The organism is Haloarcula pelagica, from assembly GCF_030127105.1.
In the GTDB taxonomy this organism is placed as follows: Archaea; Halobacteriota; Halobacteria; order Halobacteriales; family Haloarculaceae; genus Haloarcula; species Haloarcula pelagica.
The window spans coordinates 2,403,451-2,417,179 of record NZ_CP126161.1; the positions used below are offsets into that span (position 1 = coordinate 2,403,451).

Annotated in this window: 16 protein-coding genes, 1 tRNA gene and 1 pseudogene; 12 read left to right on the forward strand and 6 right to left on the reverse strand. The window is 68.9% G+C overall.

Going from position 1 to position 13,729, the window contains the following annotated elements; translation table 11 throughout:
• Window positions 1–32: 32 nt before the first annotated feature.
• On the reverse strand, window positions 33–275 hold the full coding sequence (locus P1L40_RS12625; RefSeq protein ID WP_284007466.1) for a hypothetical protein: 243 nt from the start codon (window positions 273–275) through the stop codon (window positions 33–35).
• A 102-nt stretch (window positions 276–377) separates the two neighbouring features.
• On the opposite strand from P1L40_RS12625, the gene P1L40_RS12630 reads away from it, so the two are divergent.
• Window positions 378–451: transfer RNA gene (locus P1L40_RS12630), tRNA-Tyr, on the forward strand.
• Window positions 452–607: 156 nt separating this feature from the next.
• Here the strand turns inward: P1L40_RS12630 and P1L40_RS12635 are convergent.
• Both P1L40_RS12635 and P1L40_RS12640 read right to left on the reverse strand, forming a co-directional pair.
• Complete coding sequence (locus P1L40_RS12635) at window positions 608–2,176, reverse strand: globin-coupled sensor protein (RefSeq protein ID WP_284007467.1); 1,569 nt, start codon at window positions 2,174–2,176, stop codon at window positions 608–610.
• Window positions 2,173–2,541: a hypothetical protein gene (locus tag P1L40_RS12640; RefSeq protein WP_284007469.1), complete on the reverse strand. Its 369-nt coding sequence runs from the start codon at window positions 2,539–2,541 to the stop codon at window positions 2,173–2,175. Before P1L40_RS12640 ends, P1L40_RS12635 begins: the two co-directional genes overlap by 4 nt.
• Before the next feature lie 94 nt (window positions 2,542–2,635).
• Here P1L40_RS12640 and P1L40_RS12645 point away from each other — a divergent pair, with 94 nt between their 5' ends.
• From P1L40_RS12645 to P1L40_RS12680, 8 genes and pseudogenes are all read left to right on the forward strand, one after another.
• Window positions 2,636–3,625, forward strand: coding sequence for an aldo/keto reductase (locus P1L40_RS12645; RefSeq protein WP_284007470.1), 990 nt, complete (start codon window positions 2,636–2,638; stop codon window positions 3,623–3,625).
• A 293-nt stretch (window positions 3,626–3,918) separates the two neighbouring features.
• Entirely contained in the window at window positions 3,919–4,539 is a 621-nt protein-coding gene (locus tag P1L40_RS12650; protein ID WP_284007472.1) for an HAD family hydrolase, read from the forward strand.
• Window positions 4,536–5,458: pseudogene (locus P1L40_RS12655) on the forward strand (CobD/CbiB family cobalamin biosynthesis protein). Before P1L40_RS12650 ends, P1L40_RS12655 begins: the two are co-directional and overlap by 4 nt.
• A complete protein-coding gene (gene cobS, locus P1L40_RS12660) occupies window positions 5,449–6,222 on the forward strand; it encodes an adenosylcobinamide-GDP ribazoletransferase (protein WP_284007473.1) in 774 nt (257 codons plus the stop codon). The pseudogene P1L40_RS12655 and the gene cobS overlap by 10 nt, the downstream one beginning before the upstream one ends.
• Window positions 6,222–6,761 carry an NTP transferase domain-containing protein gene (locus P1L40_RS12665; protein ID WP_284011071.1) on the forward strand — a complete coding sequence of 180 codons (540 nt, stop codon included), beginning with the start codon at window positions 6,222–6,224 and terminating at the stop codon, window positions 6,759–6,761. The genes cobS and P1L40_RS12665 overlap by 1 nt, the downstream gene beginning before the upstream one ends.
• Before the next feature lie 40 nt (window positions 6,762–6,801).
• A complete protein-coding gene (gene cobD, locus P1L40_RS12670) occupies window positions 6,802–7,848 on the forward strand; it encodes a threonine-phosphate decarboxylase CobD (protein ID WP_284007475.1) in 1,047 nt (348 codons plus the stop codon).
• Window positions 7,845–8,549, forward strand: a complete 705-nt coding sequence (locus tag P1L40_RS12675) for an adenosylcobinamide amidohydrolase (protein WP_284007477.1) — start codon at window positions 7,845–7,847, stop codon at window positions 8,547–8,549. Before cobD ends, P1L40_RS12675 begins: the two co-directional genes overlap by 4 nt.
• A 9-nt stretch (window positions 8,550–8,558) precedes the next feature.
• Window positions 8,559–9,209 (forward strand): cob(I)yrinic acid a,c-diamide adenosyltransferase, encoded by a 651-nt coding sequence (locus P1L40_RS12680; RefSeq protein ID WP_284007479.1) that lies wholly within the window; start codon window positions 8,559–8,561, stop codon window positions 9,207–9,209.
• A gap of 1 nt (window position 9,210) precedes the next feature.
• On the opposite strand, the gene P1L40_RS12685 is transcribed toward P1L40_RS12680, so the two are convergent.
• Window positions 9,211–9,471, reverse strand: a complete 261-nt coding sequence (locus tag P1L40_RS12685; protein ID WP_284007480.1) for a DUF8152 family protein — start codon at window positions 9,469–9,471, stop codon at window positions 9,211–9,213.
• Window positions 9,472–9,545: 74 nt separating this feature from the next.
• On the opposite strand from P1L40_RS12685, the gene P1L40_RS12690 reads away from it, so the two are divergent.
• From P1L40_RS12690 to P1L40_RS12700, 3 genes are read left to right on the forward strand one after another with little or no spacing between them, the layout of a single operon-like run.
• Window positions 9,546–11,024 carry a cobyric acid synthase gene (locus P1L40_RS12690; protein ID WP_284007482.1) on the forward strand — a complete coding sequence of 493 codons (1,479 nt, stop codon included), beginning with the start codon at window positions 9,546–9,548 and terminating at the stop codon, window positions 11,022–11,024.
• Window positions 11,025–11,082: 58 nt separating this feature from the next.
• Complete coding sequence (locus P1L40_RS12695; RefSeq protein ID WP_284007484.1) at window positions 11,083–11,850, forward strand: nucleotide-binding protein; 768 nt, start codon at window positions 11,083–11,085, stop codon at window positions 11,848–11,850.
• Window positions 11,847–12,389 (forward strand): DUF8054 family protein, encoded by a 543-nt coding sequence (locus P1L40_RS12700; RefSeq protein WP_284007486.1) that lies wholly within the window; start codon window positions 11,847–11,849, stop codon window positions 12,387–12,389. The genes P1L40_RS12695 and P1L40_RS12700 overlap by 4 nt, the downstream gene beginning before the upstream one ends.
• Here the strand turns inward: P1L40_RS12700 and P1L40_RS12705 are convergent.
• A complete protein-coding gene (locus tag P1L40_RS12705) occupies window positions 12,386–12,619 on the reverse strand; it encodes a helix-turn-helix domain-containing protein (RefSeq protein WP_284007487.1) in 234 nt (77 codons plus the stop codon). The genes P1L40_RS12700 and P1L40_RS12705 overlap by 4 nt on opposite strands.
• 272 nt (window positions 12,620–12,891) lie before the next feature.
• Window positions 12,892–13,689, reverse strand: coding sequence for a helix-turn-helix transcriptional regulator (locus P1L40_RS12710; RefSeq protein ID WP_284007489.1), 798 nt, complete (start codon window positions 13,687–13,689; stop codon window positions 12,892–12,894).
• Between the last annotated feature and the right edge of the window lie 40 nt (window positions 13,690–13,729).

Here is a 13,729-nt window from a genome sequence, read left to right on the forward strand (position 1 = left end):
ATCTTCCCGCGCTGTCTGACGGCTGTCTGTCGTCAGTCGTCTCGGGGGTCGAACCCGACTTCCCAGTCGTCCCCGCAGTTCGGACATGTAACCGAGTAGGTGTCTGATCTGAGGAGATGCGACTCGACGGTCACCTCGAAGCCCTCGATGTCACGCGCGCACTCGACGTGGAACCCCTCTCCGCAGTGATCGCACGTGACGGACTTCTTGGCGTTGGTCAAGCGGTCGTTGCAGTATGGGCAGTCCCCGAGCACCGTACCACTGTCTACGCCCACCGTCAGTAATATTCTTTCGTGCGATTCGCCCGTGTGACGGTCAGCCGCACCCCTGTCGAATAATAACCCTTAAGTCTTGACAGCGGGTCGTTTCTCACGTAACCGCCCTTAGCTCAGACTGGTAGAGCAGTCGACTGTAGATCGACTTGTCCCCCGTTCAAATCGGGGAGGGCGGACTTCTCCAGCGAACGACGTGAGCAGTAAAATCTCCGCAAACGGTCGTTTGTGGGCTATAAGGTCCAGTTTCCCAGAGTGTCACAATACTAATTCCGGTCGACCCGTGGACCGACACTCGCTCCCCGACGGTGCCAGGCAGTCCGACTGTTCCGTGGTCACTCGCTCAGTCGACTCGCAGTCCGTGAGATCTCGTCGACGGTCGCGGCCTGTTGTTCGGTCGCGGCGGCGATCTGCTCGACCTCCGCGACGACGGTGTCGCTCTGTTCGACGAGTTCGTCGAGCATACTCGCGATCGCTTCGGTCGTCGCGGCCTGGTCGTCTGTCGCCGCCGAGACCTCTTTGATACCGTCGGCCGTCTCGCGGACCGCATCGGTGATGTCAGCGAGCAGGTCCATCGCCTCCCCGACCCGTTCGATCCCGCGTTCGATCTGCTCGGTCGTGGTGTCGAGACTCTCGACCGTCTCGGTGGTGTCGGCCTGGATGTCGGCGACCAACGTCTCGATCTCGCTGGCACGGGCCTGCGAGTCGCCGGCCAGGGACTTCACCTCGTCGGCGACGACGGCGAACCCCGACCCGGCCTCCCCGGCACGCGCCGCCTCGATCGAGGCGTTGAGCGCGAGGATGTTGGTCTGCTCGGCGATGTCGTTGATGACCTCGACGACTTCGTCGATCTCACTGACGCGGTCCCGGAGATCGTCGACATCGTCGGCGACCTCGTCCACGGCCGAACTGACACCGTCCATCACGTCCACGGCCTCGTCAGCAGCGGTCTGGCCCTCTTCGGCGAGGTCGCGGGCGCGTGTACTACTGGTCTCGACCTGTGACGCGCTGGCGGCGACCTCCTCGATGGTCGCACTCATCCCGGAGACCTCCCTGGCGATGGTGTCGACGTGCGCCGCCTGGTCGTCGGTCAACCCCGAGATCTGTTGTGTTCGCTGGGCGATATCGTCCGCCGAGCGACGGAGCTCGGCCAGTGGTTCCTCTAGGTCTTCCTCCACCTCCGTCGCCAGGCGCTCGCGGCGGGCGGCCTCCGCCTGGACTTTCTCGTTGTACGAGTGGATGTACGTGTCCGCGACGACCTGCATATCGAGGTTGATGATGCGCAGCACCGACAGCAACTCCCGTCCGAACGCCGTGATCTCCTCGTCGAGAGCCGACTCGACCGAGTCGGGGAGGTCGGTCGACTCGTCGCCCGACGCCGCCGCGGTGCCGCCGTCGGCCGCCGTCCCGGGCCACTCCGAGGCCAGGCGGTCGCTGACACGCGATTCGAGTCGGTCGGCGAGCAGTGGCAGGATCAGGTCGTAGTACACCCCGTACTGGCCGATGTAGTGTTTCATCGGCATCTCCAGAACGTCGTGGAGTTTGCCGATCCGGGCACGGTTCCGGAAGTACTCCTCCCCGTAGTCCCCGCCCGCGAGGGTCGTGAAGTACGCTTCCTGAGTCTGTTTGAGCGCGTCGATCGCTTTCGGCGACCGCTCGATGACTTCGACAGTCTGGTCGTGTTCGAGGAGGTTCTCGTAGAACTGCTCGCCGATCGTTTCGGCGTGGTCCTCGAACGTCTCCTGCAGCGTCAGCAACCGATCTACGTCGGCGTCGTCGAACCCGACGAACGACTTGCGCCATGCGATCTCCGATTCGTCGAGGCCGATGTCGGACAGCAAGGCGTCCGCGTCGACCTGATCGTTCAGTCCGCCCCGACCGAACAGATTCGCGTAGTCGCTCATACTACGAGACGACATCGGTTTCGCAAAACAGTTTGCATCTGCTTCCCGATGCCGACGCGGATACGGCTGCGGACGGTCCCGTCGACCGGCCCCGTCTCGGCGAACAAATCGGGAGACTCCAGCCGCGTAAAATGGCGTGAACGATCTCCGGTTTTTATACCGCCGTGGCGAGTACGGTTGACGTGGTCGTCGATGGGTGTCTTTGACAAGGCGAAAGTCGTCTCCGGGTTGGGCACAGCGGACCGACAGCCGTACGTCTGTCTGTCCTGCCGGAGCGCCTTCGAGATCCAATACCACTCCTGTCCGGTCTGCGGTGGGTACGACATCCGCCGGGCGAAGTGGGTCGAGTAGCTGTCGGCGTCCACATGGCACGTCCGCCGCGACCCGCACGCGGGCTCACGCCCGTTTTTCCACGCGCTCGGAGGAAGGCATTAGTGCCGACCGCCGCTATCGCGAGGTGTGAACCACCGACCACTCGGTTCGACCGGTTACGAAGTGACAGACGTTGGCTTTGGAACTTGGAACATCGGCGGTGATTGGGGAGATGTCGACGCCGAGGAGGGGCGCGAGGCGGTTCGGGCCGCACTCGACGCCGGCATCGACTTCATCGACACCGCCGATGTCTACGGCGACGGCTTCAGCGAACAACGGATCGCCGAGGTACTTGACGAGCGAGGGGTCCGCGACGAGGTCACCGTCGCGACGAAGGCCGGACGGCGCCTGGACCCCCACACCGCCGACCGCTACAACTACGAGAACCTCTCGCGGTTCGTCGACCGTTCTCGGGAGTACCTCGGGACCGATACCCTCGAACTGGTGCAGTTGCACTGCCCGCCGACGGAGGCGTACTACCAGCCGGAGACCTTCGAGGCCCTGGAACGCCTGCAGGAGGAAGGGAAGGTCGACCACTACGGCGTCAGCGTCGAGAAAGTCGAGCAGGCCCTGAAAGCTATCGAGTACCCCGGGGTCGAGACCGTCCAGATCATCTTCAACATGTTCCGCCAGCGCCCGGCGGAGCTGTTCTTCGAGGAGGCCGCCCGGCGTGATATCGGTGTCATCGCACGGGTGCCACTCGCCTCCGGACTGCTGACCGGGACGCTCTCGCGGGACATGGAGTTCCCCGAGAACGATCACCGGAACTTCAACGTCGACGGGGAGGCCTTCGACCGCGGAGAGACCTTCGCGGGTCTCCCCGTCGAGGACGGCTTCGACGCCGTCGACGCGCTCCGGGAGCACGTGCCCGAGCGGATGACCATGGCACAGATGGCGCTGCGCTGGATCCTCGACCACGACGCGGTGTCGACGGTCATCCCGGGGTCGACGACCCCGGAACACGTCCAGGCCAACGCGGCGGTCAGCGGGATGGAACCGCTGTCGAACCAGACCCACGGCGCGGTGCGTGACATCTACGAGGACACTGTTTACGACGGTGTCCACCACCGCTGGTAACGAACTCCTCTCGGTTTACGTATCACTTTTCGATCCGTATACTGATCCCAGCCACGCCGATCGCCCGGTCGACAGAGTGGAACTCACCCGAGCATTGTCTTGCGGTTTAGGTACTCGATCTGACTGTATACGGCCGAAGAAACATACAAAATATGGTAGCTTCTCCGATCCACAGTAATCGAAGACTGACACTTGTCTGACGCCGAACTATCAGAACCCCTTGATATCTGCCGACCGGCACCGACGCCGCTCTCACCGCACCGTTCAAGTACGATTGCAGTAACTACGCGAACGTGGCACTCTCGTTCGACCTGTTCGGGACACTGGTGACGGCCGACAGGCCCGACGCCCCCTGGGACGCCGTCGCCGACGCCCTGGCCGATCGCGGGGTCACGGTCCCGGACGACTGGGAGGACGCCTATCGGTGTTCCCACCGCGAGTACGAGCGGGGCCGGGAGGCACCACTCCCAGAGCACGTCCGACTCGCGCTCGCGAGTCGCGGCGTCGACGCATCCGACCGGGTCGCGCGAGCGGCAGTTCTCGACGCTTTCGATACACCAGTGCGCGTCCGGCCGGACGCCGAGGCGGCGGTCGCCGCGGCACGCGAGCGGGGGCCGGTCGCGGTCTGTTCGAACTGTAGCGTCCCGGGCCTGGTCGGCCGGACACTCGATCGGACTTCGCTCGGTCCGTTCGACGCCGTCGTCACGAGCGTGGACTGTGGCTGGCGGAAACCCCACCGCGAGAGCTTCGTGGCGACGGCCGACGCCCTCGGCGTCGCGCTGGCCGACCTCGTCCACGTCGGTGACGACGCCCGGACCGACGGCGGTGCGGGGCGGGCCGGTGCGCGGTCGGTCCTGCTCGACGAGACACCGCTCGCGACCGTTGCGAGCCGCTGTCGGGAGGGATCGCTGTGAGTCGAGCCGCGGTCCTGGCTGTCCTCGTCGCTGTTATCCTGGAGGGTGCCGTCGGCGAGCCCCCGACGCGCTGGCACCCGGTCGCCTGGCTGGGTGCGCTCGTCGGCGTCGTCGACCGGGAGTGGAACCGGCCGCTGGTCGCGGGCGCGCTCGCCGCTGTGGTGCTCCCGCTCGGGACCGCACTCGCCGTCGGATCGCTCGTCGCCGCGGCGGCCGCGCTCGCGGCGCCCCTCGGTATCGCCGTCGCTGGCGTGGCGCTGTTCCTCTCGGCGAGTCTCCGACGGCTCCTGTCGGCAGCGAACGACGTGATCCGCGACAGCGACCGTGCTGTCGACGCGGCCCGCGCGGGACTCCTGGCACTCGCCGGCCGCGACGCTGCCGACCTCTCGCCCGGGCACCTGCGAAGCGCGGCCGTCGAGAGCGCTGCCGAGAACCTCGCGGACGGGCTGGTCGGGCCCCTCGGCGCGTTCGCGGTCGCGCTCGTCCTCGCCCCGCTGGTCGGGCTCCCACCGCTCCCGGCGGCCGCCGCGGCCGGCGCCTGGGTCAAGGCCGTCAACACGATGGACTCGATGCTTGGCTACCGCTCGAAACTGGTCGGGACGCCCGCGGCCCGACTCGACGACGCGGTGATGTGGCTCCCGGCCCGGCTCAGCGCACTGTTGCTGGCCGTGGGCTTCCAGGACTGGGGAGTCTCTGGCGAGCCTCCCGGTGGCTCGACCGGGTCCCCTCGCCCAACTCCGGGTGGCCGATGGGCGTCGCCGCGGCAGCCCTGGGCGCTCGGCTGGAGAAGCCAGGCGTCTACGTCCTCAACGCCGACCGCGACCTCCCGTCGGTCGCCGGTGCACGCCGGGCCGTCCGCCGGGTCGGTGCGGCGGGCGTGCTGGCGTATCTCCTGGTCGGGGTGGTCGCGTGGCTCTGAGCGCGCTCCGGGGTGCACTCGGCTTCCTTTCGCGGCTCCCGGTCGGCCACAGCGAGGCGGCGTGGGAGGCCTTCACCGCGAGTCCGACGGCGTTTCCGCTGGCGGGCTACGTCGTCGGGGCGCTCGTCGCCGTCCCGTTCCTGGCCGCCGGGACGCTTCCGGCGCCGGTCGTGGCGGCGGGCTACCTGGCTGCGGTCGTCCTCGTCGTCGGGGTCAACCACGCCGACGGCCTCGCCGACCTCGGGGACGCCGCCGCGGTCCACGGCGATCCGAGCGAGCGACGCGAGGTGATGCGGGACACGACCGTCGGCGTCGGCGCGGTGCTGGCGCTGGGGGCCGCTCTCGCCGCGCTTGCGCTCGGGGCGCTCGCGGCAGCCGCGCTCCCGGCGTTCGTCGCCGTCGCACTCGTCGTCGCCGCCGAGGTGAGCGCGAAACTCGCGATGGCGGCGGTCGCGTGTCTGGGCCGACCGAGCCACGAGGGGTTCGGCGCGACCGTGGCCGGCGACAAGCGACCGGCCGACCTGCTCGGTCCGCTGGCGGTGGTCGTCCCGGTCGCCGTCCTCGTGGTCCCCGCGACCGCGGTCGCAGTCGTCGCGGGACTGGGCGTCGCGGTGCTGGCCCGCCGGTGGGCACACGCCCGTCTCGACGGCGTCGGCGGCGATGTCCTCGGTGCGACCAACGAACTCGCCCGCGTCGGCGCGCTCCACGCCGGGGTCGCGGCGACGGCGCTGTTCGGGGAGGTGGCGCTGTGGACGCGCTGGTGATGTGTGGCGGCCGCGGGACCCGACTGGCCACCGACGGGGAGAAGCCCCTGTTTCGGGTCGACGGCGTCCCGATGGTCGATCGGGTGCGACGGGCGCTCCGCGAGAGCGGCGTCGACCGCGTCTATGCTGTGACCTCGCCACACGCCCCGGAGACCCGCGCCCACCTCGGCGCGCCGATCATCGAGACGCCGGGTGAGGGGTACGTCACGGACCTAGACGCGGCGCTGGCGGACGAGCGGGTGTCGACACCGGTGCTGACCGTCGCCGCGGACCTGCCGCTGCTTGACGGCCCGACCGTCGATCGAGTCCTCGACCGCTACGACGCCGGATCGCTGACGGCCCTGGTCCCGGCGGAACTGAAACGCGAGTTGGGTGTCAGCGACGACACGACGTTTCTCCGTGAGGGCCGCGAGGTCGCCCCGACCGGCGTCAACGTCGTCGGCGACGAGGGCGACGACGCGGTCCTGTTCCGCGAGCCGCGGCTGGCGGTCAACGTCAACACGCTGGCCGACGCCCGAGTCGCAAAGCGCCGGCTGTAGGCTCGAAAGGTTCTCCACGCTGCCGGCCGTCCGGAGCGACATGGATCCCGAGACGGTCCGAGGGCTGCGGGCACGGGGCGGGGCCGACGGCGCTATCGACGCTGACGGCCGGGTGCCCCACGGCAGCAGCGACGACCCCGCGGTGCTGGATTTCAGCGCCAACACCAATCCGGAGACGCCGCCGGACGTGGCGGCTGTCTTCGCGGACGCGCTCGACCGTGCGCGGACGTACCCGAACGACGGCTACCCCGACTTTCGCGCGGCCGCTGCCGCGTTCGTCGACTGCGAGCCCGGCCAGGTCGTCCCGACCGCCGGCGGACTGGAGGCGATCCGGCTGGCGATCCAGACGACGGTCCGGGCCGGCGACTCCGTCCTCCTCCCGCGACCGAGTTTCGGCGAGTACGCACGGGAGGTCCGTCTCCAGGGTGCCGAGCCCGCCTTCGTCGCTCACGACGACCTGCTCGATGCGGAGCCCGGCCCCCACGCGCTCGCGGTGGTCTGTACCCCGAACAACCCGACCGGCGAGACCGCCGACCCCGACGCACTGCGGGCCTTCGCCGACCGCTGTCGGGCCGCCGGGACGACGCTGCTGGCCGACGAGGCCTTTCTGGGTTTTACCGACGAGCCGTCGCTGGCCGGCCGACCGGGCGTCGTCGTCGCCCGCTCGCTGACGAAACTGTTCGGGCTCCCCGGCGTCCGGATGGGCTACGCCGTCGGGACCGGCGACCACCTGGCACGGCTCCGGACGGCCCGGCGCGCGTGGTCGATGAGCACCGCCGCGGCCGTCGTCGGGGCGCACTGCTACCGGCAGTCGGCGTTCGTCGACCGCACGCGCGAGCGGGTCGACAGCGAACGCGAACGGATGCGCGAGCGCCTGCGGAGCCGCTTCGATGTCTTCCCGTCGGACGCTCCCTTCCTCCTGCTGTCGGTGTCGGACACCGATGTCGACGCCCTCCTGACCGAGGCGGGCGAGGCGGGGATCGCGGTGCGGGACGCGCGCACGTTCCGCGGACTGGACAGCCACGTCCGCGTGGCGGTTCGCACACCGACGGACAACGACACGCTGCTGGAGGCACTGGGCGTGTGACCTTCGAGACGACCGTCCGCGAGGGGATCTGTCAGCTCCGTCGGCCGGACACGCGCTGGCTGTCGACGGCCTGGGACGGCGGCTACGAGCGGGCCGACGCCGGCTACAACGTCACCGTTCCGACGGGGTTCGACCGGACCGACCTCGACAGCTATCGGGCCGAACGGCTCGGTGCCGCGGGCGTTCCGGTCGGGCCGACGTTACTGACCGGCGTCCGGATGGACAACGCCCGCCGCGCTCGGGACGGACCGGTGACGGTGGTCGCGACGGCCGGACTCTCCAATCCGGCGGTGCTTCCGGTCGACGGCGACGGGGCGACGAGCGGGACCGGCGACGGTGCCGATACGGCGGCGTGGCGCCCCGGGACGGTCAACCTCCTCGTCGGCGTCGAGCGGGCGCTGGGCGACGGCGCGCTCGCGACGCTGCTGGCGACGGCCGTCGAAGCCAAGGCCGCGACACTCCGGGCGCTCGCCGGCGTCCCGGGGACCACCTCCGACGCAGTGCTCGTCGGGACCGCCCCTGACTGCGAGCGGGCCGCGTTCGCCGGGAGCGCGACCCCGGTCGGCGCCGCGACCCGGGCGTGTGTCCGGGACGCCGTCGCGGCGAGCATCGACAGCCACTACGACGACGGGCCGCCCGCGCCGGCGACCACCGATTACGGCGTCGTCACTGACCGTCAGACAGATGTCGACAGGCCGTAACCCCCCGGTATGGACGCCAACGACGCCGGCCCGACCGCCGAACCGATCGAACCGGCCAGCCCGGAGGAGTTCGGCCTCGTCCAGGTCTGGTGGGGCGACGGGAAGGGAAAGACCACCGCCGCACTCGGGATGGCGACCAGAGCCGTCGGCCACGGCTACCGGGTCCACTTCCTCCAGTTCATGAAAGGCGGCACCGGCACCGTCGAGGACGTGCGTGGCGAGTACAACGCCATCGCGGCGCTGCCGGGCTTCTCCTACGAGAACGCGGGTCACTACGGCTGGCACGGCTTCCTCGACGGCAGCGACGACGACGAACACGCCGCCCGGGCGAAGGGGGCGCTCGACCGGGCCCAAGCGATCGTCGACGCGACGGCCGAGGCAGCCACAGCCGACCCGTTTCCCGCCGACGGGCCGGCCGACGCGGGCGTCGACATGCTCGTCCTCGACGAGGTGCTGTACGCCGCCAACCGCGGCCTGATCGACCCCGAGGCGCTCCTCGACCTGATCGAGAGCAAACCCGACTCGCTCGAACTTGTCCTCACGGGCGGGCACGACCGGCCCGACTACGTCCTCGACCACGCGGATCTCGTCAGCGAGGTCGCCAAGGTCAAACACCCGCTGGAGGCCGGCCACTCCGCGCGCAAGGGAACCGAGTACTGACTCACTCCGCGAGCAGTGCCGTAACGAGCGACTGGGCTCGATCGAGGTGGTCGTCAGCGACCGGATCGCCCGTCTCCTCGACTTCCGAGAGGAGGCTCGCGACGGTTGCGAGGCGCTCTCTCCGCACTTCGCGGCCGAGGTCGCTCCTGGCTAGATCGCGGGCGATGGCCTCCGCCTCGCCGAGCCAGTGGCTCGCCGTCCGCTCGACGGGGCGCTCGGCCGTCGCGGCGAGGTGTTCGTAGAGGCGGTCCCGGTCGTTCACACTCCCCGTTGGTCTCTCGGAGCGAAAAGCCCGCCGCCGAATCACTCTTGTCCGCCCCGCCCCGACCTCCAGCGATGCCGGACGCACGGACGGTCCTGGTCGCCGGGACGGCCTCCCACGTGGGAAAGAGCACGATAGCGGCCGGTATCTGTCGCTATCTCGCCGACCGGAGCGTCTCGGTCGCTCCCTACAAGGCCCAGAACATGAGCACCAACGCCCGCGCGACGCCGGGCGGCGAGATCGGCGTCTCCCAGTACGTCCAGGCGCGGGCCGCTCGCGTCCCGCCGACGACGGATCACAACCCCGTCCTGCTGAAGCCCCGCGGCGACGGCGAGTCACAACTGATCGTCGACGGGCAGGCAGTCGCGGACCTGTCGGCGGGCCAGTACTACGACGAGCACTGGGACGACGCGCTGACGGCCGCTCGCGAGGCACACCGCCGACTCGCCGCCGCACACGACGTGATCGTCGCCGAGGGCGCGGGCTCGATCGCGGAGATCAACCTCCACGACCGGGACCTGGCCAACGTCGAGACGGCCCGGTTTGCCGACGCCGACGTTCTCCTCGTGGCCGACATCGAGCGCGGGGGCGTGTTCGCGTCGCTGGTCGGAACACTGGCGTTGCTGCCCGCCGACCTCCGGGAGCGGGTCGCCGGTGCGGTGATCACGAAGTTCCGGGGCGACCGGTCGTTGCTCGCGCCAGGGGTCGACGAGTTCGAGGACCGCACCGGCGTCCCGGTCCTGGGCGTCGTCCCCTACGACGACCCGGGACTTCCCGAAGAAGACAGCGTCGCGCTCCCACCGGTCGGCGGCCGAGCGGTCGAGGGAGCAGACGACGGCGTCGCCGACGCGGACGCGATCACGGTCGCGGTCCCGCGGGTGCCACACATCTCGAACTTCACCGACCTCCAGCCTCTCGCCGCGACGCCGGGTGTCCGTGTCGCCTACGTTCCCCTCTCCGCATCGCTCGCCGACGCCGACGCCGTCGTGCTTCCGGGGAGTAAGAACACCGTCGACGATCTCCTGGCGCTCCGGGAGGCGGGCTTCGACGCGGCGCTGTCGGCGTTCGACGGCCCGATAGTGGGCCTCTGTGGTGGCTACCAGATGCTCGGCGAGCGGATCACGAACGCCGATATCGAGGGCACCGGCGACAGCGAGACGGTCGCGGGACTGGGGCTGTTGCCGGTCGAGACGGCGTTCTCGCCGGACAAGACGGTCGAACGCGTCAGCCGCCGGCTCGACGGAGTCGGTCCGCTGGCCGGCGCGACCGGCGTCGTCGAGGGATACGAGATCCACATGGGCGAGACGGAGCCACTCGACGACATCGACCGGCCGTTTCCCTCCAGCGGTGCCGCGACCGACGACGTTCTCGGGACCTACCTCCACGACCTCTTTGCGAACGACGAGGCGCGAACTGCCTTCGTGAAAAACACGCTCGATGCGGCCGGCAGCGACGTTCGAGTCGATCGCGGTCGCGGTCGAGACGACCCGTACGACCGTGCTGAGGCCCTCGTGACCGATCACGTCGACCTGGAGTCGCTGGGGCTGCGGTGAGTTTTTTCGACCGAATTATCTGCGAACTTTTTTATGCGAGGGCGGAAGGAGAACTGGCATGGTCGAAGTCTTCGCCGTCGCCAGCGGGAAGGGTGGGACCGGGAAGACCACCAGCACGGTCGCCCTGGGGATGGCACTGGCCGAGCGCTACGACGTGACCGTCGTCGACGCCGACACCGGGATGGCGAACCTCCTCTTTCACGCCGGCCTCTCGGACGCGGAGACGACACTCCACGACGTGCTCGCCGGCGATCGGTCGGTCCGTGCGGCGGCCTACGACCGCTTCGGGATGACGGTCGTCCCCTGCGGGACGAGCCTCGACGGCTTCCGCGACGCCGACCCGCAGCGGCTCCGTGAGGCCGTCGCGACGCTTGCGGCCGACACCGATGTCCTTCTGCTGGACTCCCCGCCGGCACTGGACAGCCGTGCGTCGGTCCTCCCCATCGTGATGGCCGACCGGATCGTCGTCGTCCTCCAGCCCACGATCCCCGCGATCTCGGACGGGCTGAAGGTCCAGGAGTACGGGAGTTCCTACGGAACCGATGTCGCGGGCGTCCTGTTCAACAAGGTCCGATCCGACGCGGATATCGAGGGCATCGCCCGGAAGACCGAGCGATACTTCGACGGACCGACCCTGGCGACCGTCCCCGAGAGCGAACAGGTTCGCGAGGCCCGTCGGGCGGGACGGCCGCTGCTCGCACACGCACCGGCGTGTGACGCGGCCGAGGCCTTCCGCCGCACGGCGGACGCGATCTCTCCCCGTCAGGTCCCCTCGGAGACAGTCGCCGACCGCGTTCGAAGCGCCGTCATCCCGGAACCGCCATGAACCTGCCGGCGGGTCGTCTGGAGAAGTCACGTGTCGTCGCCGATCCGCGGGACACGCTGGCCGAGGCGCTCGACCGGGCGTTCACCGGCTACGCGGTCTTCGAATCCCAGGACGCGCTGCTACTCGACGCCGAGGGGCAGGGAGTCGTCGTCTTCGAGGAGGGTGTCCCGACGCGGGCGTATCACACTGGGACCGAACGGGGCGGCCCGCCGGCGCTCGCGGACCTCGCGGTCCCCGGTCCCTACCACGTCGCGATGCACGCGACGGCGCAGTCGGCACTCCCGAACGCGACGGCCGACGAGATCCCCCCCGGCATGGCCGCGGAGCGACTCGCCGGTGATCCCGCGCTGGCCCGGAGCACGCGTCGGGCGTCCCCCGCCGACCAGTCAGCACCCGCGACACACGGTGAGGACGACTCCACGGCGGCATCACCACAGGGGGCAGTCGAAGCGTTCTTAGAGAACGAAGCGAAGATCGAAGCGATCCGCGAACAGGCCCGTACGGAGGCACAGGAACGAGCCGAGGAGTGGGACCTCTAGTCGGTCCGGACCGGGATCCACCAGACCCGCGAGCGCCCGCCCACCTTCTTGCTCGTGATGTCCGTCTCGTCTTCCAGCGCGTGTAACTTGTTCAGTGCCGTCCGGCGCGAACAGCCCAGTCGATCGGCGATCTCGGACGCAGTCAACGGCTCGGCGTAATCCTCGCGCTGTTTGAACACCTCGATGACATCCGACTCAGTGTACTGGACTTCCCGTCCGGGTGGTGACATATCTACACCGACGCTCCGGTGGTACTTATACGATATGCACGGCGGAACGTGTTGGGCTCCGCTCGACCAGTGCTGGCGTGGCGCCGTGGGTCGACAACAACGACTGTTACTGGTGCTGTAACATGTCCCGAGTCCCGTAACATAGTGTGGGCCGTAGGTATAGGATGGTACGGCGACTAACGTCTACTGCCCTTCCGGTGCGGCAGGTGTCCCGTGACGCTTCGGCCCTACCTCCACCCGGGAGACCGCCGCCACCAGTTCTCCTACTGCCGTCACTCCGGTGCCGACAGCACGGTCTCCAGCGGTGTCGCGTCCTCGCGGTAGCGGTGGAACCGGTCGAGGGCCCACTCTCGCGCGGCCGGGTCCTCGACGACCAGTGTCACCCGGAGGTTGTTGCTGTCGTCGTACGCACCGAGACAGCAGCCGCGGTCGTCGACGACGAGACCGAAATCGAGCGACGTTTCGTAGACGTAGAACTCGATCGACTCGTCGTCGACCCCCCGCGCCAGTGCGTCGTCGAACTCCCGTTCGGACCGCTCTAACACGCTGTGGTCGATGATGGATTCGATTCTGGTTCCCTGCTCCAGCAGGGTCGTCGCGGTGTTGTTGAATATCGCGGCCACGATCGGTGAGACCGTCTTGACATCGCCTTCGGCGGCCGCGAACCACTCGGTGAGTCGGTTGACAGGCGCCAACGGGGTCTGTTCACTGCCGACCGTGATCGTTCCGGTGTCCAGAACGACATCCGGGAGCTCGTCGCCGATCGGTCCGAGGTGTTCCGCGAGCGGGCCGAACTGTTTGGCTCGTTCGGTTTCGGCAAGCAGCGACTCGTAGCGTTCGTACACCCGCCGACCGGTCAGTGTCAGTCGGTAGTCACCGTCGACCTTCCGGACCCACTGTCGGTCGCTGTAGCCGGCCAGGATCCGCTGGATCGTCGTCCGCGTCGCGTCGATCCGGTCACAGAGCTCACAGGGGCGGGCCGGGGACTCGGCCAGTGCGGACAACACGGCGAACCGCGCCGGTGAGCCAGTCAGGAACTGAACGTCCCCGTGGACTGAATCCCGCGTCATTACCACGACATACGGTCGTACGGTAATGAGTGACTCGATC

Coding starts and splice junctions, on each gene's coding strand:
- P1L40_RS12635 (WP_284007467.1), bottom strand. CDS start 2,176: ATGAGCGACTACGCGAATCTGTTCGGTCGGGGCGGACTGAACGATCAG.
- P1L40_RS12665 (WP_284011071.1), top strand. CDS start 6,222: ATGTGTGGCGGCCGCGGGACCCGACTGGCCACCGACGGGGAGAAGCCC.
- cobD (WP_284007475.1), top strand. CDS start 6,802: ATGGATCCCGAGACGGTCCGAGGGCTGCGGGCACGGGGCGGGGCCGAC.
- P1L40_RS12680 (WP_284007479.1), top strand. CDS start 8,559: ATGGACGCCAACGACGCCGGCCCGACCGCCGAACCGATCGAACCGGCC.
- P1L40_RS12690 (WP_284007482.1), top strand. CDS start 9,546: ATGCCGGACGCACGGACGGTCCTGGTCGCCGGGACGGCCTCCCACGTG.
- P1L40_RS12695 (WP_284007484.1), top strand. CDS start 11,083: ATGGTCGAAGTCTTCGCCGTCGCCAGCGGGAAGGGTGGGACCGGGAAG.
- P1L40_RS12700 (WP_284007486.1), top strand. CDS start 11,847: ATGAACCTGCCGGCGGGTCGTCTGGAGAAGTCACGTGTCGTCGCCGAT.
- P1L40_RS12705 (WP_284007487.1), bottom strand. CDS start 12,619: ATGTCACCACCCGGACGGGAAGTCCAGTACACTGAGTCGGATGTCATC.
- P1L40_RS12710 (WP_284007489.1), bottom strand. CDS start 13,689: ATGACGCGGGATTCAGTCCACGGGGACGTTCAGTTCCTGACTGGCTCA.